Source organism: Streptomyces aurantiacus, assembly GCF_027107535.1.
Lineage (GTDB): Bacteria > Actinomycetota > Actinomycetes > Streptomycetales > Streptomycetaceae > Streptomyces.
Genome location: NZ_CP114282.1, coordinates 142,259 through 162,117, shown reverse-complemented (window position 1 = coordinate 162,117; position 19,859 = coordinate 142,259). Strand labels below are relative to the sequence as shown.

Here is a 19,859-nt window from a genome sequence, read left to right as displayed (position 1 = left end):
GACGGTGCGCGTAGTCATGCTGGACTGTGACTTTTGGTTCGCCGTCGCAGCCGCAGACGGAGACCTTGAGCCGGGAGAGACCCCGGACTTGAACGAGGAGAGTCGCCTCTACTACGTGCGGTATCGGCCAGGATGGCCTGCCCCCGGGTGTTCATTCTGGCCGGACTCGCAAGGATTTCACACACTTGCGGAGGCGGTCGCCGCTGCAGAAGCCGCCGTTCCAGGTCCGATTAAGTGGCGGTAGGCGAGCCATGAGAATCTCTAGCGCCTCGATGGCGGCAGCCCACGGACCCCGTCCAACTTCGCTCCATCGAGCTTCACCCCCGTGAGGTCAGCGCCGGTGAGGTCAGCGCCCGTGAGATCAGCGCCCGTGAGGACAGCGTTGGCCAGGTCAGCGTTGGTCAGTTTCGCGCGGGCCAGTTTCGCGCGGGTCAGATCAGCGCCGGTCAGTGTCACGCCCTCCATTGTTGCGCCCTCCAAATCCGCGCACGCGTGTTCGCTCTTCTCGGTCACGCCCGTGGCTGTGAGCTCCACGCAGATGAACGCGTCGGTTAGATCTGCCTCGGACAAGTACGCGCCAGCAAGATTCGTCAAGAACAGTTGCGCCTCGCGGAGGTCAGCGCCGTCCAGTTGCGCCTCGCGCAGGTCCGAATTGGCCATCGCTGCGCCACGGAGGTCCGCTTCAGAGAAGACCGCTCCACGTAGGTCGAGGCTGCGTCCTTTGATGAACCTAAACTTCACCCCGCGTAGATCGGTGCGATTCATATCGATCGCCGTCCCCTTGTCGCGGCCGGGGAGGCGGTCGGCCAGCACGTTCATCGCGGCTTGGATATCGGTTGGCGCCGAGTGCTCTGTCGGCTTCGTCTGTGTCGGCTCGGTGCCACTCGCCGGAAGGCGGGCGTGCTGGCGTACGTAGGCGGCTAGGACCGAGACGACCGTGGGGTGGTCGCGGGAGGAGTCCTGCATGATGCGCTGTAGGGCGTAGATTCCTCCCAGGCGCACGTCCACGGACTCTGATCCCAGATTAGTGATCGCGGCGTTGTACCGGTTGGTGATCTGTCCCTGCTCACTGATCCGTAGTTCTTTGCTGGCCTGCCCCACCTGCATCCAGGTGAACAGCAGCGCGGCTAGGCCGTGTTTTAGAACGGGGTTTGTTGCCGCGCCTGATGCCGTGATGATCTCGGTGTGGGACGTGGGGATCTCTCGGATGAGCAGTGGGCAGTGCTGGAACCGCTGTTGCCCGTCGCGCAGGTCGGCAGGCCGTCAGCATGCCGGCGGAGGCTGATCGATGGGATCCGCTGGCGGGTACGGACTGGTGCCCCATGGCGGGACCTGCCGGGTCAGTACGGGCCGTGGCAGACGGTCTACGGGCTGTTCCGTCGCTGGCAACGCACCGGTGTCTGGGCAGCAGTACTGAGCGGGCTGCAGGCCAGGGCCGATGCCGGCGGGCTGATCACGTGGGAGGTGAATGTCGACTCCACGGTCTGCCGGGCTCACCAGCACGCGGCCGGCGCCCGCCGGGACGGGAAGACTCAGAAGGAGCCGCCCGGCGGGATCGTCGCCGAGCCGGACGATCACGCACTCGGCCGGTCTCGAGGCGGTCTGACCACCAAGATTCATCTGGCGTGCGAACAAGGCCAACGGCCCTTGTCGTTGCTGGTCACGGCAGGGCAGCGGGGTGACAGCCCGCAGTTCGTGGCCGTACTGGAAGGCATCCGTGTGCCCCGGCTCGGCGCGGGGCGACCGCGCAGACGGCCGCTGCGGGTCCGTGGTGACAAGGCGTACTCATCGCGCGCCAACCGCGCCTACTTACGCCGACGCGGGATCCGGGCCACCATCCCGGAACCGGCCGATCAGGCCGGCCATCGCAGACGCCGCGGCAGCAACGGCGGGCGACCGCCGGCCTTCGACCGCGAGGACTACAAGGCCCGGCACGCGGTCGAGTGCGGCATCAACCGGCTCAAGCGCAATCGGGCGGTGGCCACCCGGTTCGACAAGCTCGCCGTCCGCTTCGAGGCCACCGTCCACATCGCCGCCATCAACGAATGGCTGTGACTTGGCGCTTCCGCACCGCATGCCATCCTGGCGGCGGCAACCCGCAGCACGTCGGCACAAGGGAGACAGCGGACCAATGGCGGCTGAGTACTACTGCGCCGACAGCGAGAACGGCCATCACATCGACGACCCGTCCGAGGACGCCCTGTTCGACCTCATCAGCGAACTGAACGACGCGGACAACACGTTCGTCGTCATCCAGCCCGACCAGGACGACCCCGCCTGGTTCGCCTCCGTGGCCGTCCTCGACGAAGGCGGCTACGAGACCGTCCGCCGCGACACCGCCCGCCGCGAACACGAGGTCACCACTGACACCAGCATCGGCCGGATCGCAGGCGACCTCATCATTTGGCTGGCCGCCCGCGACTTCCCCGGACAGCCAACTCGGCAGACCAGCCCGTTCTAAAACACGGCCTAGTGCAGCCAGCCCCGGCAAGCTGACCGCCACCAATCCGACCCACTGCATGCGGTTGCCGCCTGTGGGACCACTCGCGGCCAAACGCCGGTTCCGTTGCCGCCGTCGTCGTTCAGCAGCACGCCGATCTGCGATCCGCCGGAGCCGTCCGACGCCAATGTTCCTGGTCACCTTCCCCATGGCACGCCATAGGGCCGAAGCAGTTACGGCGCCACACCGCCAAAGCACACGAACGGGCGTTCACAGGCCGGGACGTGAGGTCCACACCGCAAAGCACGGCACGGTGAACCACCGACCGAACCGTCACAGGAGTGGAGTGCCGGTTCCTGGCCAGCCCGTAACCCCGGTCATTGAACCTCTTTAGCTGGTGTTTTGAGGCTGGCTACGACAGGTATCGCATTTGCAGGACATCTGTCGGGAACGACTCAGCACCTGAGTACTCACCCTGGCCCTTGGGCGCCGCAGCCACGGACAGTCAGCACGCCAAGGAGACCCTGAAGCGAGGTCCTATCGCGCGGCCGACTAGCAGCCGGTTTCAGCTGACTGGCCGTGGAGATAGCGGGACTGTTCCAGAGGCGTGAGAGTGGTGTCGATGGCCTGGCAGATGTTGCGGATTGCGCGGGCCGGGTCGGGCAGGTCGGCTTTCCACAGCCCGACGGAGCTGCCCGTGCTGATGGCCAGGGTTTGTCCGTCCGGACTGAACGCCACTGATGGCAGCGGGCTGGCCGGCAGGGTGCTTCTGATCTGACTGGTGGCGAGGTCCCACAGCTGGACTCCTCGTACGCTGCCTGCGGCCAGGGTGCGTCCATCGGAGCTGAAAGCCAGCGACGCCACCGCACTGCCGACACGGAAGCTGTCTTGCAGCCGGCCGGTGCGCGCATTCCACGTCTTCACGACTCCGTTGCTGCCGCTTGCCGTGGCCAGGGTGTGCCCGTCCGGGCTGAACGCGAGGGACTGCAGGCCGCCGTTCGGCTTGATGGAGTTCTGTGTGCGGCCGGTTGCGGACTCGAGCAGCGTGACCTGTTCGTCGCTGGCCCCGATCCCTGCGACGGCAAGTGTGCGGCCGTCCGGGCTGAACTCCAACGTTCTGACGGATCGGCCGTGGTCGGTGTGGACGGTGTGCAGTGCACCGGTTGAAAGGTGCCAGATCCTGACCGACCCCTTCCCGCCGGCGATGGCGAGCCGCGTCCCGTCAGGACTGAGGGCCGCCCTGCTGCTGCCCAGGGCACGGCTTTTGAGAAGACGGCCCGTGGCGACGTCCCGGACCTCGATCACCCCACCGTTCTTTATGGCCCTGACGGCCAGGGCTCGCCCTGTCGGGCTGAATCCCACAGCTCCGAGGCGCCAACCCGGGAAAGGCAGCTGCTTTCCCCGGAGTGCCAGGCCGGTGTCGAGCGCCAGTGTGGCTGCATGATCACCGGTTCTGACATCCCAAAGCCGTACCGCCCCACGGCCGGGCGGGCCTTGGTGAACCGTGGCCACCGTGCGTCCGTCCGAACTGAATGCCATGTCGTCAACGGACGTGCTGGCACGGCCTCGCAGAGTGGTCTGCGGTAGATCAGCGGTAAGGCGGTGAACGCGGACGGTGGGGTCCAAGTTGCCGGTGACCAGGGTGCGGCCGTCCGCGCTGAGGGCCACTTTCAAGGACCCGCGTCCGTGATGCCCGGCGGCCACGGTGGTCTGCGCCGTGCCGGAGGCGGTGTTCCACAGCCGTACCGTGTCCCCACGAACCGGGATGGCGAGGGTCCGCCCGTCCGGGGCGAAGGCCACCTTGTTCCACCCGATGGGCGCATCCCTGATCGTGCGCCGGAGGATGCCAGTGGCCGTCTCCCGCAGTTGCACCGAACCGTCGGTGCGGACATCCGCGTATGTCCGTCCGTCAGGGCTGAAGACCACCGCCTCGCCCTCGCCTTGGCTGTCGTGTGCGGTCCGGGTGCGGCCGGTGCCGACGTCCCACAGCTGCACCCGTCCGTTGCGGCCTGCCACGGCGACCGTTCGTCCGTCCAGGCCGAATGCGACCGCCTCTGGGTCGCTGGTGAAACTGTGCCGTAGGCGGCGGGTGGCCACATCCCACACACGTACAGCCCTCGCGGAGGAGACGGCCACGGAGCGACCGTCAGGGCTGAAGGCAATCCCGCGTACCGAGCCGTCGGGGACGGCGATGGTTCTGAGTTCCCTGCCGGTGACTGGATCCAGTAGCCCTACCATCCCGTCGGCGCCACGGACGGCAGCGACAGCGAGGGTGCGTCCGTCGGGGCTGAACGCCATGACTTCGCCGCTGTCGTAGCCGGCGATCGTGTGTCGGAGCTGCCCCCCTGGCAGACTCCAGATCCGCACCTTGCCGTCTCGGCTGTTGGCGGCGAGGGTGTGTCCGTCCGGGCTGAGGGCGATGGAATCCACGGGTTTGGTACCGCCGGTGAGGCGCTTGCGCAGCGGTAGGGCCGCGGCGGCATAGAGGGCAGCGGTGGCTTCGCGGGTCGGGCTGGTCCGGTAGGCATGGACGGCGAGCAGTGAGGCGAGGTCGGGGTCGGAGTCCAGCAGTGCGCTGGACTGGGCGGCCAGTTGCCGGGACTGGGCGAGGTGTTGGGCGGTGACCGCGCTCTGCCACTGCCCCACGGCGAGGCCGGCGGCGACGAGGGCGAGGCACAGGGCGGCGGTGACCGCGGTGAGCACCAGCCGGTACCGACGGCGGCCCTTCTGCTCGTGGTTGCGGCTGGCGGCGAGGAAGGCGTGCTCAAGGTCGTTCAGGTCTTCGCGCGCTGCGCCGCCGAAGTGTTCCTGGGCGGCGGCGAGCCGGCTTCCCCGGCACAAAGCGCCCTCTTCGCGTCCCAGTTCCTGCCAGGCGTGGGCCGCTTCGGTCAGGTTCCGGTGCACACGCAGGCGTTCGCGGTCCTCCTCGATCCACCCGCGCAGCCGGGGCCAGGTCGTGATCAGTGCCTCGTGGGCTATCTCGACCGTGCCGCCGTCCAGGGTGAGCAGCCGCGCCCCGGCGAGTGCCTCCACCACCTGGCCGGTGTCGTCCTCGCCGGTGCCCGGCAGTTCCGCGCGCTCGACAGAACGGCGCGTGTCGGGGGTGCCGTCGCCGGGGGCGACCAGGCGCAGCAACACCCGGCGGGCGGCGGCCGCCTGGTCTTCGGTGAACCGGCCGTAGACCTTCTCGGCGGTCTTGGTGATCGCGCCGTCCAGGCATCCGGCCGCCTCGTACCCCGTCATGGTCAGTGTCTTGCCGCGGCGGCGGTGCCAGGTCTCCAGCAACGCGTGGGACAGCAGCGGCAGCCCGCCGGGCGCGTCGGTGACCTCCTTGACCAGCCGAGTGGTCAGGGCGCGTTCCACGGTCAGTCCGGCGGCCGTGGCCGGCTTGACGACAGCGTCACGCAGTTCTGTCGGGCTCATCGCTCCGGCCAGGAGGTTGGCATCGCGCAGTGCCTCGGCCAGGTCACGGTGCTCGGCGCAGCGGCCGTAGAAGTCGCCTCGTACGGCCAGCAGCACCCGCAGGCGGCTTTCGGGCTGCTGGGCTGTCAGCAGCAGATCGATGAAGTGAGCGCGCTCGGCCGCATCGTGGCAGAGGGTGAAGACCTCTTCGAACTGGTCGACGATCACGAACGTGTCCGCGACGGTGCTGCCGTCGCGGGGAGTTGCGGGTGTGAGGAGGGGCGCGTGGCTGCGGGCGGGGCGTTCGCCCGGGGTGAGGATACGGATCGTGGCCGGACGCAGGTCCGGCTCCTGAGCCTGCCGTAGGGCGGGTATCAGGCCGGCACGCAGCAGGGAGGACTTGCCGCTGCCGGAGGGACCGAAGACCGCGGCGAACCGCCGGCGGCGCAGCAGGTCGACCAGGTCGGCGGTGAGCTGTTCCCGGCCGAAGAACAGTCTGCTGTCCCCGGTCTCGAATCGTGCCAGGCCACGGTACGGCGTGAGCGATCCGTCATCGTCCCGGGAGCCGTCACCGGCGGACTCCTCCACCGCCTCCTTCCACCGGGCCTCCCAGTCCGCCAGGTCTCCACCGCACGCCCCCACGTAGGCCAGGGCCACCGGCAGCGTCGGCAACTGCTCGCCCGCCGCCGCCTGGGAGAGCGTGGTCACCGAGTAGCCCGCCCGCTGGGCCAGCGACCGGTAGGTGATTCCGGCCGCCTCCGCCCTCAGCTTGCGTAACCCGAACGCGAACCGCTGCACCGGACCTGCCGCCGGATCCACCGGCACCTCACGACGCCCCGCCACACCTTCACCCCCTCCAGCCGCCCCTGCACCAGAGCGGGCAGCCACCCATGCGTCTCCATGACATCAGAAGGGTTCGCGTACCCCGTCATTGTTCGGCCGCCGGATCGGTACTGCCGAACAATGCTGCAGCCGCTGAACTCGGTGATGTGAACAGCGCGGCCTGCCTTCCGGCGCCGGCATCTGCCTCACGACAACGCCACGAACACCTCACCGAAGAGGACGCTGCCCACGCATGGAATCCCCACCTCTCGTGCCCGCCTCACCGGCGCGTCCGCCATCCATTGCATCGCGATTACTGGATGCCATTGCGACGGCAGGTCCGTCGCGGTTGGGCTGGCTGGACGCGTTGCGCGGTATCGCCGCACTCGTCGTGGTCTTCGACCACTCGTCGTACACCTTCATGGCCGACTTCCGGCGGGAGTTGATGCCGCAGTTCAACACCAGCCGGTACGGCATCATGGTGTTCTTCCTGGTGAGCGGCTACATCATCCCCGCGTCGCTGGAGCGCCGGGGCTGCGTCCGGACGTTCTGGATCGGACGGATCTTCCGCGTGTACCCGCTCTGGGCGGCTGTCCTCACGGTGCTCCTTGCCCTCAACCTCCTGGGCATCGCGCAGCTGCGTGACTTCGGTCAGCAGAGCGCGGCCGCCGTGGCTGTCGCCCACGCCACCATGCTCCAGGAGTTGCTGGGGACACCCAGTCTCCTGCTCATCCTGTGGACGCTCTCCTACGAGATGTCCTTCTATCTGCTCGTTGTCGCTCTCTTCACGGTCCGTCTTCATCAGAAGTCTGCGGCGGTCGCGGTCATCCTGGCCGTGCTCGCCGCTGTAAGCGTGACGGTAGGGGTAGCACTGCCGACCTCTGCCCTGTCCGGCCTGGCCGGCAGCGGCCCGCTGATCGCCTTCGCCTCGATCACCATGGGGGTCGCCATCTGCTGTGCGAGCGCCAGATCACCCGCGCTCCGGGTGTTCGGGGGCGTGCTGGGCGGCGTGCTGGCGCTCGCACTGATCGCGTTCAACAGCACGGTCCCGCTGTGGGAGGGCCTGGTGTTCCTCGCCGTGATGTTCCTCGGCACCGCCGTCTACCGCGCCGCCAACGGTCAGAGCACCTGGCGCCATTCGGCCGACACCGCCGTCGTGGTTGTCGCCTGTGCCGTGGGGAGCGCGTACTGGTACGGCGACGACGAGCACTTCACACGGCGCGGCTGGATCGTCGCATTCCTGCTGGCTGTACTCACCTTCGCCGCCGGACTGCTGTCCCGCCGCCGGCGCATACCGCGGCTACTGACCGGATTGGGAACGATCAGCTACTCGGTCTATCTGATGCATCCTGTGCTGCTGGCGGTGATCGACAGCACCATCGGCCGGCGGCGGCAGGACAATCTCGCGCTCGAAGCGGCGTTCTTCACCGTGTTACTGCCTCTGTGTCTGCTGACCTACCGTTACATTGAAGCGCCTGGCCAGGCCTTGGGCCGCAGGTTGGCCCGCTACATGCAGCCGCCGTGATGAGCGCCCGTTCCGCACCGCCCTGCCCTCGGGGTCGCCGTAGCGGTTGGGGCAGTCGTTGTGGCGCTGCTCCACGGACTAAGTCATCCGTCCCGGCCGCGACTGTCGCCGAAGCAACGCGTGGGCCTCGTCGTGGCCCTCACCTCAACCTCTGCCGGAGACGCGGGCATCACCTACGCTCCTCCTGGTCACGTCTGACGCAGGGATGCCGCCCGGGTTCGCTAACCAGGTGGCGTCTCGCACTATCGATGAGGCTTTGCGCTCCCAGCCATGGCTGGGAGCGCAAAGCCGATGCGGGTGCGGCTCAACGGCGCGATGGCACAGCGGCCGGGTGGAAGGCATGCCCCGTGACGTGGACCCTGCCCGAGCCGATGCTCACCCAGACGGTGCCCAGCCCCGCCCTGCCACGGGCCTGCGTCGCGGAGCCGAAGTGGGACGGCTTCCGGCCGCCCTCTCCGTCGACGGCGGCCATCTGGGTGCTGCGCTCCCGGCGCGGCACCCAGATGGCGCCCGCCTTCCCGGGGGTCGTGGCCGGGGCCGGACAGCTGCCTGACGCCACCGCCCTGGACGGCGAACTCATCGTGTGGAACATCGCGGGGCGTCTGGCGTTCGAGCAGCTGCAGAACCGGCTCCCCCCGCGCGGGCCCGCAGCCCTCCAGGCCGCCGTACAGCAGCCGGCGCACTTCCCGGGCTGTGCGCGAGCACGGCATCATCGAGGCACTCACCGAGGCCGGCATCACCTGCTGGGCAGACAAGGGCTACCAGGGTGCAGGCGGCACGGTCCGTCTCTTTTACCGCGGCCGATGGGACAGCCTCTCCACCGGTCAGCAGGCCGTCAACCGGTCCCATGTGAAGATCCGCGCGCTGGTAGAGCAGGCCATCGTCACCCTCAAGTCCTGGCGCCTCCTCCGTAAACTCCGCTGCTCGACGACCCGGATCACCAGCCTCGTCCAAGCCGTCCTGGTCCTCCAGCTCGCTGCCACGGGCTGAGATCAACCCGCAGCATTCACCAAGTCCGTCAAGTCGGCCTCGGTCGTCCCGGCCTGCAGACGAACGTCGAAGTTGTAACCCTCATCGCAGAACACCAGGTCGAGGTCCATGGGTGTCAGCCCGCGGAAGACGGTCGCCAACCAGATGGCGTCTTCCTGCCAGACGTCCATGTACAGGCAGGTACCGTCCTCGTGCAGATACGCCTCACCGGGGCCGTTCTCCGTCTCGAACTGCCATATCAGGCTGCGCACTTCGCTGCGGTGCAGCGAGTCGATCTCGACCCCGGACCACCGGCTACGGATCGCGTCGGTCAGCGCCTTCCGATCGATGCCCCAACCGCCCGCATCACCCTCGACCACCGCCAAGAACGTCATAGCCAGGGTCTACCAGACGTCCGTGACACAGCGCCGATTGGCTGTCGCCTGAAGTTGGAATGGGCTCAGTCAACTGGTCTGCGCCTGAGCTGTCTTCACACGCTCAGGGACACTAGCTGGGACCGGGACCGTGCCCTTCTCGGGCCGATCCGGGGGTGAGTCCGGATCCTGCCAGGTCCACGGGTCGGCGAGAGAGCCGTCCGTTTCGAACCCGAGGCGCATGTAAGCAGCCGGGGATTCGTTGCGGATCCGGGCCAGTCCTCCCAGAGCGCCAAGGTGCCCGGCGTCGACGGCGAGCCGGTACATCCGGGCTGCGCCCTGCTCGTCGCCCTGCCATTTCCGCATCAGGGCGACCCGGGCCAGCGCGTACGGGGCATCGCCTTTGGCGGCCTCGTAGGCAAGGCGCTCCGCTTCGTCAAGGCTGCGTTGCCAGCCAGCGGACAACGCTCGTCCTGTCAGAGGATGGATGACGCGGCGGAACTCACGGACGTGCCAGGCCTCCGGGTCCGAGGGCGGTGCCGGCATTCAAACCAACGTGTTGATTCCCGGCAAGCCCTAAGGGGATCGGAATTAATTTGGAATATCACCAGATGTAGCGAGATCTCGCAAGTCTAATTTTAGCCATTCCTCCTGACTTGATCGCCGCCTCGTCCTTGACCGGATGGCGCCACTATGATCGAATCGCCGCTCCGGTTCGCACGGAAAAGTTCGAGAATTACATTCGCGTGGTCCCAGCATTCAGTCACTTCAGTCACCGGGAGGATCGTTTTGAGATTCAGACGAGGGAGCGCTGCGTTTGCTGTGGCGCTCACGGTCATGGGAGGAATGACTGCGGCCGCCGCCACGCCGCCCGACGATGCTGGCCTATCTGGCACGTCACCATCCACTCTACAGAAGGAAAGGGAAGCAGCCCTCAACGGGGCGCGTGTCGTAGCGAACCGCGCCAATGCGGAAAAGCGAAAAACCTGTGAAGAAGTACAGCATGAGGCTGCCGCCGACGGTAAAAAGCAGGCGATGTGCGTCGAAATCGTGGATGCTGCGACAGCTCGTAAGCGTCTCAATTCGACGAGCGCAGACTCGGCAGACAGTGCTGTCTGGTGCGACGAGAATGAGGCGGGAAAGGTATACGTCACTCGCGTGTCCATCTGCGAGAATCAGGTGCTCCAGGTGATGCTCCTCAATACCGAGACGGGAGCGCCGCTCGGTATCGCGTTCCTGACGGTCAAGCAGGAGGTCAACACGCGCGAGGTGGACGGCAAGCCCCTGCCTCTGGCTGGATCGTTCCATGAGGACTTCTACATGCAGGTGCAAGGCGCTTCCGGCGCGCTTGCAGCAGGCTTTAACGTCGAGATCGACTCAGACTGCGCTCCCACGTCCCAGTGTCAGCAGGGTGAGGACCCCTGGACCGGACCGGTTCCCGTCACCGTCCTGTCCGAGCTGGAGGGGACCTGGAACCGCGTGTGGAAGGAACCGGTCGGTAACGCCACCATGCTGCTGGGTTACAAGGTCACGGTCTCGCAGGGTGGACACAAGGCCAGTCACAGCTGGGGCGTCAATGAGTCCGCCGCCTGGCAGGTGCGCTGTGATAAGCAAATCGGCACAGCCATCGGCTGCATCGTTCCAGCTTTTCTTCCGACGTTTGTCGTGGACTACCTAAAGTACCCAGGTGGTAGTGACTACATCCACAACGCGCAACTTTACATCAAGACGCAGCCAGGACGCTGGAGGGATAACGATAAAGGTGTGCCCCTGCGTCGCGAGGCTGACGATGCGACGGCCACGAAGAATCGAAACAAGGTATGCGATAGCACATTCAAGGTCGAGGATTGGTTCGACGGCAAGTATCAGATTCAGTGTGACGAATATCCCTTCGCTCGAACCAAAGAGAGCGGGGCACAGCTAGGAATCGCCTCGGGCAGCGAATGTAAGCAGTTCATGCTTGTTCCAGGCTATCCCGATCAGGAGCCTAAAAAGAATCACATTCAGGGCTCCTATCGCCCGAACGGACCGGCCAACTGTGCCAGGGCAAGCATGATCAAAGCGGATAACGAAGGAATCGGGGGAGACCTCGGTCGGTTCTATGTCCAGAATCGAATGCTCGATAACGACGCATTCTGGGTAGACGCCATGTCGTGGAGGGATTATTGCGGGTGCTGAGGTAGCCCCTACGGTGGACTCTCCGCTGCCTTTGCGGTGAGTCCACCGACAAGTTTCCTATCGGTGCAAAGAAATGGTTGTCAACGGTTGAACTTCAATGGTTCTTGGCACTTCAAGGTTAAAGCGTCCCTCCAGTTGCGCCAGTATCGCAGAGGCGGGATCGTCGGATAGGTCCAATCCTTCAGTCTGGATTCCTTCGCCTCCTCCCGCGTCGGGATGAATGGGATCGAATGAGTTGATCAGTTCCCCGTGGAGTGCGTACTGCACCCACGCGGCCATATTCACCGTCCGACTGAATGAAATGTAACGCCCGTCCCGGGAAGCCTCTCGCGCGATTGAAGAATCTGATAGGAACGACCCGAATGACTGAATCGCGAATGCCCATCCGTTGGCACTCCCCACGCGAATTACCTCGGCGTCGGATCGCAGAAAGCCAGTCTCTTTCAACTCATCTTCGTTGAGATCGTAAGATTCCAGATCGTTCTCGTCAGGATATCGGCTGGCCAGATCAATCGCCTCCGCTTGTTCTCTTGTCAGCATAAGAGACCGGTCCGGGCTCCCCCCAAGCCTGAAGATGAAGTCGTTGGGTGTTACTTCTTCGCAGAAGGCCACGCAGAACCCGTTGCTAAAAGAATTCGGAAGCCATTGCACTCCGTCACTCATGTATCTCCTCGTGAAAATTCTCGCCTGCCGTGACCTCTTGGCTCACAGAGGCATCCTGCCCTGTCACGGCGGTCTGTGCGACCTACGCGACGACCAAGTGTCACCGGACGTGTTCACTAAGCGCTTGCAGAAGAACAACCTGCGGGCGGGCGGCGCGCTGACCTGGGATGTCAAGCTCAGATGCCTGCAAGTTAATTCTCTGCAAGTCCAAAGAACGCGTCAAGCCACGGCTCCACCCAGGGCTTCGGCGTAGTCGCATGACGTCCGGTTCGTGATCATCCGAGGCCGAGGAAAGCGAGGGGGCGGCGAGGGTCGCGGGCGTTGCGGCGGAGGCCGGCCGCGATGTTCTTCACTCCGGCCGTGCGAAGGGCTCCGATGGCGAGGTTGCGCCAGGTGGCCATCGCGCGGGGCGCGTTGCCGGTCCGCAGCTGGGAGGCGTCCTCGGCGAAGGTGGTGTCGCGGACGTGGTGCAGGGCCTCGATCTTCCAGTGGTCGCGGACGAGTTCGGCGAGCTGGGCCGCGGTGGCCTGCTCGGCGGTCAGGCTGGTGACGGCGTAGACCGTTTTGACGGTGGTCTTGCCGGTCTTGCGGTCGGTGCGCCGGCGCTTGATCTGGACGGCCTGGCGGGCGCCGGGGAAGAGGAGGCTGTTGACGGTGGCGGCCTTGATCCGGCGGATCTCCGAGCGGCCGTGGCCGATGCCCCGGGTGCGTCCCTGAAGCGGGATGTCCTTCCAGGGAAGGGACTTGAGCTGCTGGCGCAGCTTCTTCTGGTTGCCCTTGACGATCACGATGTAGTGGGCGCCCCGGCCGAGGAGGTAGTCGGCGTGCTCGCGCTGGGTGTGCATCGCGTCGCTGGTGACGACGGTTTCTGCCAGGTCGGCGACAGTGTCCAGCAGCGGCTTGAAGCAGGTGATCTCGTTCGTCTTCTCGCCGACGTCCAGCTGGGCCAGGACCAGGCCGGTGGTGTGCTCGAGTGCGGCGAGCAGGTGGATCTTGCGGCCCTTCGCTTTGGCCGCGCCGCGCAGGCTCTTGCCGTCCACTGCGAGGCCGCGCAGCCCGGTCGCCTTGGGGCGGCGGTCGGCGAGCCAGCGTCCGACCGCCCGGTCCAGCGCGTCGCCGTCGATGCGGGCCAGTAGCCGCCGGACCGTCGTTTCCGCAGGCAGGAACCGCTTCGGGAACAGCGGGTCGAGGCGTATGTCCAGGCGTTGAAGGATGTGCGGCGGGGCGTCGGCGATCCACTCGCTGACGGCCAGTACAGAGGTCGCCCCCGCCAGAACCGCGCAAGCGGTCAGCGCGAGCACGGCGGCCAGAGCGTGCCGTACGCCGCGTGGGTCTCTCGGGTCGGGCACCTCGGCCAGCCGATCCAGCAGGCGCGGGACCTCGTCGGACACGACCTCGGGATACTCGCGGAGCTGGTCAAGGGCAGGCGGGATCAGCGATGATGCGTCGGCAGGCACGGTCTTCCACTCGAATCACGGGGCGTAGAGAACTCCATGATCTTGGAAGCCGTGCCTGTCACGTTCCAGGGCATCGCCGAGCTGACAGAACATCACGAACCGGGCGTCACGCGACTACGCCGAAGCCCTGCGGCTCCACCCAGTTCGGTGAACCGCCGCATCTCCTCTGGTCCCCCGAAGATGTGTAAACTGTCTTGCCGCCGCCGCAGCCGGTGCTTCCTCAAGTCAACCCGCTTAGCAGGCAGGCCCGGTTAATGCGCTGTCAGGTGGCGAAGCCGACGTTGGTGACGTACTCGTACTGGCCCCACTGCGAGCCGAGGTTGACCACTTGGTCCACCCAAGCCTCCTCGAGCTCCTGGTCGTCGCCGCGTCGTGGATGCGGTCCCACCGGCGGATGTTCATCGTGCGGAACTCCACTGCCCGCTGATGGGGCCGGTCGACGCGCGCTGGTTGACCGGGGGGCTCCACGCGCAGGCCCTCTCCGGTGGCCCCTACATGGCAGCCACCGCCGGTGATCACACGCGGTCCGTGGTCACAGGAGTCGCTCGGCCCATAGGAAGCCGAGGCCGATCAGACCGGTGCCGATGCCGTAGCAGGCGCCGCGCCACATGTGGGCCAGCGCAGTCCGCCGGCGGCGGACAATCCAGTGCATGGCCGGGCTGCGCGGTTTCATCCCCGCGGCAGGCGGGTGCTGGCTAGGGTGCATGACAGGACGTGCCTTTCTGGGCAGTGTCGTGGTGGGGAGTCCGCCTGGCCGGGGCCTTGGAACCGGTGGCCAGGGCAGGACTCCCCCTCTTCTGTGTCCGGGGCCGGGCGGGTCAGCGTTCCGCGCCGAATTCCCGCAGGCTGGCGACCAGTTGCCGGTCGGGCCGGGCGACGATGACGGACGCGCCGGGGGTGCGCGCGGCGAGCCGGTCGACCTCGCTCTCCAGGCGGTCGCTGGGTGCGAGGGCGCGTGAGCCGTTGGTGCGTACGTAGCGGGCGAAGAGTTCCAGGCCGGTGAGGAACGCCTGGTCGGGCGGGGTGGTGTCGGCCATGGAGTGGGTGAGCTGGTGGAACCAGTGCCAGGCGCGCCTCGATTCGCCGAGGGCGAGGTGGTGCAGGTGAAGGCAGTAGGCGGCGGCGCGGCTGCCGGCTCCTGCGGCGAGCTGCCACCAGAACTGCGCGGACTCCTGGTGTCCGGTCAGGTAGAGCAGGCAGGCGAAGACCAGGGCGCCCTCGACGTCCAGCTCGTCCTCGGTCAGCGCTCCGCAGTCCGGGCCTTCGGCGATCTTCGCGACGTGGGTGGCGGCGTCGGGCTCGTTGAGAACCCACCGGCAGACCACACCCAGGCGCTGGGCGGCCTGGGCGGAGCGGGTGACTTCGGTGGTGGGGGTGCGGCGGGAGGCGTCGGCTGCCAGCCGGCGCAGGCCGGCGGCGACGTCGAAGCGCCGCGGTGCGGAGACCGGGATGCGGGCCTCGGCCAGCAGGGTGTCGATGGTGGTCATGATCCTTCTCCCTTCTTGGGCTTCTTCCGGTCGACGGCGGGCAGGCCCAGCCGCAGGCGCAGGCGTTCCTTGGCGCGGCGCAGGTGGTGGCCGACGGTGCGTTCGTCGATCCCGATGTACCAGGCGACTTTGGCGGTGGAGTAGCCCAGGACGTGGCGCAGCACGATCACTTCGAACTGCCGGTCGGGCAGTTCGGCGATCGCCTCGTACAGGCCGCTGCTGGACTCCATCTTCTGCAGCTTTTCCCGGGCCGTGGTCAGCGCCTTGTTCAGCGCCTGGGCGATGGGGCCGTTGATGACGAAGGCCGGCGCCCGCCCCTCCAGTTCCAGGCGGTCGTGGACGGCCCGCCGGACGATCGCCCACGCGCCCTGCTCGAGGCTGCCCGCGCTCAGCAGCTGCGTCCAGCCGGCGTGGATCTCCAGGAAGACCTCGTGTATGACCTCCTCGGCCGCGGCCCGGGTGCCGAAGTGGACTTCCGCGTAGGCGTGGAAGGGCTCCTGGTGGCCGAGGTAGAAGGCCTCGAAGTCCAGGGGCAGTTCCAGCGGCACGTACATGGACTGCGACAGCCCGGCGCCGTACTCCTCAGGCTGGGCGCCGTTCGGAGCGTCGTCGTACCTCACACGTGCCTCCCATGGACAGGGGACATGAGCGAAGATCCTCTCGTGGGGGTTCAGCAGGGACCCGGCGCCAACTCGCCTGCGCCGACAGGCCGTTCGGCCTGACCCCTACCTAAGAAGTCATCTCATTTGGCGAGTCTGCGGTAGCAGATCAGGGTGCAGGCGATGCTGGTGAAGGCGAGGAAGTGCTCGGCTTTGCGTTCGTAGCGGCGGTGTAGGCGTCGGCATCCGGCGAGCCAGGACATCGTGCGCTCCACGGTCCAGCGGTGGGCGCCCAGGCGGGCCGAGGACTCGATACCTCTGCGGGCGATGCGGTGCCGGATTCCTCGGCTGGATAACCATCGTCGCAGGTGGTTGTAGTCGTAGCCCTTGTCAGCGTGGAGTTTGTGGGGTCTGCGTCGCCGGGGTCCCCGGCGGGAGCGGATCGGCGGTATGCCCTTCACCAGCGGGATCAATGCCTGGCTGTCGTGCGTGTTGGCGCCCGAGATGCCGATGGACAGGGGCAGTCCGGTCCGCTCCGTGATCAAGTGGATCTTTGACCCGTACTTGCCCCGGTCTACAGGATTCGGGCCTGTCAGCTCCCCCTTTTCAGGGCCCGCATGTTGACCGAGTCGATCGCACACCGGGACCAGTCCAGCTCGCCGCGGGATCCGAGTTCATCGAGGACCAGGCGGTGGAGTTTGGCCCACACACGGGCCTTCGTCCACTCGGTGAAGCGTCGATGGGCCGTCGCGCCGGACGGGCCGAACGAGGCGGTCGGCACCTGCTGCCACGTGCAGCCCGAGGTCGCCACGAAGACGATCGCGGCCAGCACTTCACGGTCGCCGTGCCGACGCCGGCCACCACCCTGAGGCCGCGACGGCGCCTCGGGCACCACCTGCTGGAACAGCTCCCACAACTCGTCCGGCACCAGCCGCTCAACGATCTTTGACACGCCACAAGTCTAGTCACCCAAATGAGATGACGTCTAAGTGATTTAGGGGCCGGAACACTCATGCGTCCCGCAGAAAATCACTGACGGTTCCCACTCGGCAGCACTGTGCAACCTTCAACAAGCACTGCTAGTCACCCTCAGTAGTCCCCTGACCAGGCCTAACCCACCCGCGCGAGGCTGCGAACAACTCTCCGTATCGCCATCGTGTTCTACGTCACACACCTGCCCCACCCGGCGCACCCGCCACCCCACACGCCCCCGCCACGCCCCCCATGCGGCTTGCCCTCCCCCGGCTGCGAGGCCCTCGCTCCTCGTCAGTGCGGCCATCGCTGCCGTCGTTCAGGTGGCTACGCAGTGGAGAGGCACGCTCTAGGAATCCACGAGGTACGCCTTCTCTCCAACCATCATTCGGAGCGTCGGAGGGCCCCTTGATGTAGGGGCCTCACCAGATCACGCGGTGTTCCTGGCGGCTGGGGTACCACTGCCGGACCTTGTGCATCCGCACCGGCCACCGGTGGTGATACACCCGCTTCATCTCCCCCGCCGGATCCGAGGGGCGAGGCGAGGGCGCGGCGAGCCGGATGACGCGTACATCGGGGTCCCGGGGCAGGGAGCTTTCATCACCGGGCAGTGTGCGGGCTCCGGCTCCGGCCTGGGAAGGGCCGGCGGCTGTGACGCCCTGGGTGATGAGCCGCCACAAGGCGAACATGTAGCGGCCCACGAAGTCGTCGTAAGGGTCCTCGACTTGGCCGCCGCTCCACTCGCCCATCTCGGGAACAGGTTCGGAGCGCCACTGGGAGGCCTGGGTGAGGGCCTTTTGCAGATGCCGGTGCTGCTCGGACAGCCCGGCGAGAGTTTCGGAGCTCTCCTCCGCCAGGCAAGCGTCCCCTCGCATCCCGTACTCGCCGTCGGGCACCAGAGGAGGCAGCGGGCTGCCGGAGGCACGCGCCTGGGAGACGGCAAGGCGCCAGTCGGCCGGCTGGACGGGCCCGTCGCGGTCCATGAACGTCGTCACCCGCACACCCGGATACTGGGCAGCGGGCAGGATCTGGTGCTGGGTGATGAACTGCCAGCCGAACGCCCTGGTGTCCGACAGGTATCCGGTGCGGTTGACGACCACGACCGGCTCGGGCAGCACCAGCAGCCCACCGAGGCCTGGATCCCCCACGCCCCGGAACATGCCGGGCTCTACTGCGCGTGGCCGCCCAGGTCGCCGACGGAGCGAACCCGGGGCGTTCACGGTGACATACGCCGACGCAGTGGGAGGCTCGCGGTGTCCGGCTGCCGCCGCTGGTTCGGCAGCAATCGTGAGCACGAGGACCGCTACTTGCGATCATCGGCGTGGCGGGTGCCTACTGACGGTGCGGCATCGAGGCGGCCATTCAGTGGCGCACCTGGCGCCCGACCCCAGTGACGCAGAGCCGGGCGCCGACTCACCTTGCGTTACTCACGCTTCTACTGCGCCTGAGTTCTCTCGATAGGCGTGGAGCTGCGATGAATAATCCGACAAGAAACCGACTCCGAGCGTAGGCCGGATAATGCGCCATCGATAGATACTCGGCCATCCATTCTTCCCTCCAGCGCGTTCCATCAGGAATGGTCGCCGCTGCAAGTTTCAGCAGTGAAACACCGAGAAGGCTCACGCGCTGATTTGTAACGGGTGAATGCGTTCCCAGGATGTACGTGCATTTGGTTTCGAAGGCGCGCCGCAGCTCTAGCGCTTCAGAGTCGGCCAATGCACTATCCTCCAGGACAGCCGAAATTTCTTGGCGGACCCGAGGAACCAGAGCGTAGCGGCGGGCTCCCCCTTGTTCCCGGTGGACTGCATCCGGCGCCGCTTGCTGCACCCTCTTCAGGGCGTGGTTCAGACTTTTGGATCGTTTCCCTGGGGGAACTACCAGGTCTGGAGTGTCCGGTTGTTTCCGGATACGGGACCGCCTGCGGTTCTGCAGCCAGGGAGGGTCTTCGAAGTCGGCCAGAGATAGTCTGCGCCATGGAATGACAAAAACAACGAAGAGAATCATGATCGTCGCACAGAAAATCAACTGGTCCATGCTTCCCCCTCAGGCGCGTACCGAATTGGTACCCTGCGTTTTGCCATTGCAGCCTGAGCCTCAGCGGCTCCGTTGACGCTGAAGCGGTAGTACCGGCGGATTGGGCGTGCCAATCCCGGTTCAGTCTCGTCTTGTTCTTCCCAGGAACTCTCCAGCCAGCCATGCGATTCCAGCCGTGCGAGAACCGGGTATACGGTTCCGCTGAGGAGGCCGGTCTTTTCACATATCTCGAAGCCGTAGTGCGCTTGGGTGGGGTCCTCCAGGAGAATGTGCAGAACGGTTGAGGTTGCCGTGGTTATCCTGATGGGCACCGCACAGGTCCCTTTCTGGCCATACGCGACGCGACTTCTCATTGGGAGCCGCGACATGGTTTATCGAACAGGAATCCGCACCTGGCACGAGTGTTCCATTTCTGCGTATCGCCACCTGGAACCGCCCAAGAGTGGAAGACGTCGCTGGAAGTGGGTACTCCCCGCCATACGCCGGTGGGGAGTACCCACGGCGGTGTTTCTACGCTGCTACGCCGACTGAAGTTGGGCGGCGCGCAGGAGTGTCCCTGGTGGCGTTACTGCCGAAACGGCACCCGGTTGAACCGCTCCGCGAAGAGCCTCTGTCGCTCCAATTCACCGTCCGGGGAGCGCACGTAAACAGCCGCACCCTGATCAACAGCGTCTGCGAGCATCGCGTAAATCTGCAGTGCACGGTTGATGGTGTCGGTCTTGCTATCGCCCGTCAGCGCAGCAGCGTGCTCCAACGCATGCGACGCTGCCGGCGCGAGGTTCACGGTGACGCGTTCGAAGCGGCCTCCGCTGCGCCCTTTGGCGTCAGGCTTGCTGCCTCCGGCCATGGCTTCATCCTCTCCTCCCTGCGTCTTTTCACCCCCGGAACGGACTCGATCGCTCGAAGCGGTCGGTATGGGCATAGTGGTCTCCTGTCA

Annotated in this window: 17 protein-coding genes and 2 pseudogenes; 5 read left to right on the top strand and 14 right to left on the bottom strand. The window is 66.3% G+C overall.

Annotation, left to right across the window (positions count from 1 at the left end):
* Positions 1-261: 261 nt before the first annotated feature.
* Entirely contained in the window at positions 262-1,101 is an 840-nt protein-coding gene (locus O1Q96_RS00690) for a pentapeptide repeat-containing protein (RefSeq protein ID WP_269246335.1), read from the bottom strand.
* Between the two features lie 84 nt (positions 1,102-1,185).
* On the opposite strand from O1Q96_RS00690, the gene O1Q96_RS00685 reads away from it, so the two are divergent.
* Together O1Q96_RS00685 and O1Q96_RS00680 are read left to right on the top strand one after the other, a co-directional pair.
* Positions 1,186-2,055, top strand: coding sequence for an IS5 family transposase (locus tag O1Q96_RS00685; protein ID WP_269246334.1), 870 nt, complete (start codon positions 1,186-1,188; stop codon positions 2,053-2,055).
* A gap of 76 nt (positions 2,056-2,131) precedes the next feature.
* Entirely contained in the window at positions 2,132-2,461 is a 330-nt protein-coding gene (locus O1Q96_RS00680; protein WP_269246333.1) for a hypothetical protein, read from the top strand.
* Between the two features lie 531 nt (positions 2,462-2,992).
* Here O1Q96_RS00680 and O1Q96_RS00675 read toward each other — a convergent pair.
* Entirely contained in the window at positions 2,993-6,685 is a 3,693-nt protein-coding gene (locus O1Q96_RS00675; protein ID WP_269246332.1) for an nSTAND1 domain-containing NTPase, read from the bottom strand.
* 232 nt (positions 6,686-6,917) lie between these two features.
* Between O1Q96_RS00675 and O1Q96_RS00670 the strand changes: the two genes are divergently transcribed.
* Entirely contained in the window at positions 6,918-8,189 is a 1,272-nt protein-coding gene (locus O1Q96_RS00670) for an acyltransferase family protein (RefSeq protein ID WP_269246331.1), read from the top strand.
* A gap of 304 nt (positions 8,190-8,493) precedes the next feature.
* Here O1Q96_RS00670 and O1Q96_RS00665 read toward each other — a convergent pair whose 3' ends face one another.
* Complete coding sequence (locus tag O1Q96_RS00665) at positions 8,494-8,769, bottom strand: hypothetical protein (RefSeq protein ID WP_269246330.1); 276 nt, start codon at positions 8,767-8,769, stop codon at positions 8,494-8,496.
* Between the two features lie 107 nt (positions 8,770-8,876).
* On the opposite strand from O1Q96_RS00665, the pseudogene O1Q96_RS00660 reads away from it, so the two are divergent.
* Positions 8,877-9,179: pseudogene (locus O1Q96_RS00660) on the top strand (transposase family protein); the annotation flags it as partial.
* A 2-nt stretch (positions 9,180-9,181) separates the two neighbouring features.
* On the opposite strand, the gene O1Q96_RS00655 reads toward O1Q96_RS00660, so the two are convergent.
* Positions 9,182-9,553 (bottom strand): hypothetical protein, encoded by a 372-nt coding sequence (locus O1Q96_RS00655; RefSeq protein WP_269246329.1) that lies wholly within the window; start codon positions 9,551-9,553, stop codon positions 9,182-9,184.
* 69 nt (positions 9,554-9,622) lie between these two features.
* On the bottom strand, positions 9,623-10,078 hold the full coding sequence (locus O1Q96_RS00650; protein WP_269246328.1) for a hypothetical protein: 456 nt from the start codon (positions 10,076-10,078) through the stop codon (positions 9,623-9,625).
* A gap of 276 nt (positions 10,079-10,354) precedes the next feature.
* Here O1Q96_RS00650 and O1Q96_RS00645 point away from each other — a divergent pair, with 276 nt between their 5' ends.
* A complete protein-coding gene (locus tag O1Q96_RS00645; RefSeq protein ID WP_269246327.1) occupies positions 10,355-11,710 on the top strand; it encodes a hypothetical protein in 1,356 nt (451 codons plus the stop codon).
* A 57-nt stretch (positions 11,711-11,767) separates the two neighbouring features.
* Here O1Q96_RS00645 and O1Q96_RS00640 read toward each other — a convergent pair whose 3' ends face one another.
* From O1Q96_RS00640 to O1Q96_RS00600, 9 genes and pseudogenes are all read right to left on the bottom strand, one after another.
* Positions 11,768-12,373: a DUF6461 domain-containing protein gene (locus tag O1Q96_RS00640; protein ID WP_269246326.1), complete on the bottom strand. Its 606-nt coding sequence runs from the start codon at positions 12,371-12,373 to the stop codon at positions 11,768-11,770.
* Positions 12,374-12,648: 275 nt separating this feature from the next.
* Complete coding sequence (locus O1Q96_RS00635) at positions 12,649-13,830, bottom strand: ISAs1 family transposase (protein WP_269246325.1); 1,182 nt, start codon at positions 13,828-13,830, stop codon at positions 12,649-12,651.
* A gap of 262 nt (positions 13,831-14,092) precedes the next feature.
* Positions 14,093-14,313, bottom strand: a pseudogene (locus tag O1Q96_RS00630) (transcriptional regulator); the annotation flags it as partial.
* A 335-nt stretch (positions 14,314-14,648) separates the two neighbouring features.
* A complete protein-coding gene (locus O1Q96_RS00625) occupies positions 14,649-15,317 on the bottom strand; it encodes a hypothetical protein (protein WP_269246324.1) in 669 nt (222 codons plus the stop codon).
* Positions 15,314-15,937, bottom strand: a complete 624-nt coding sequence (locus O1Q96_RS00620) for an RNA polymerase sigma factor (protein ID WP_269246323.1) — start codon at positions 15,935-15,937, stop codon at positions 15,314-15,316. Before O1Q96_RS00620 ends, O1Q96_RS00625 begins: the two co-directional genes overlap by 4 nt.
* A 122-nt stretch (positions 15,938-16,059) precedes the next feature.
* A protein-coding gene (locus O1Q96_RS00615; protein WP_269246503.1) for an IS5 family transposase occupies positions 16,060-16,859 on the bottom strand; the annotation gives its coding sequence in 2 pieces (ribosomal slippage) (positions 16,060-16,520 and positions 16,520-16,859; 801 coding nt in all).
* 451 nt (positions 16,860-17,310) lie between these two features.
* Entirely contained in the window at positions 17,311-18,036 is a 726-nt protein-coding gene (locus tag O1Q96_RS00610; protein WP_269246322.1) for a hypothetical protein, read from the bottom strand.
* Between the two features lie 873 nt (positions 18,037-18,909).
* A complete protein-coding gene (locus O1Q96_RS00605; protein WP_269246321.1) occupies positions 18,910-19,275 on the bottom strand; it encodes a PadR family transcriptional regulator in 366 nt (121 codons plus the stop codon).
* 212 nt (positions 19,276-19,487) lie between these two features.
* On the bottom strand, positions 19,488-19,769 hold the full coding sequence (locus tag O1Q96_RS00600) for a ribbon-helix-helix domain-containing protein (RefSeq protein ID WP_269246320.1): 282 nt from the start codon (positions 19,767-19,769) through the stop codon (positions 19,488-19,490).
* Positions 19,770-19,859 lie beyond the last annotated feature (90 nt).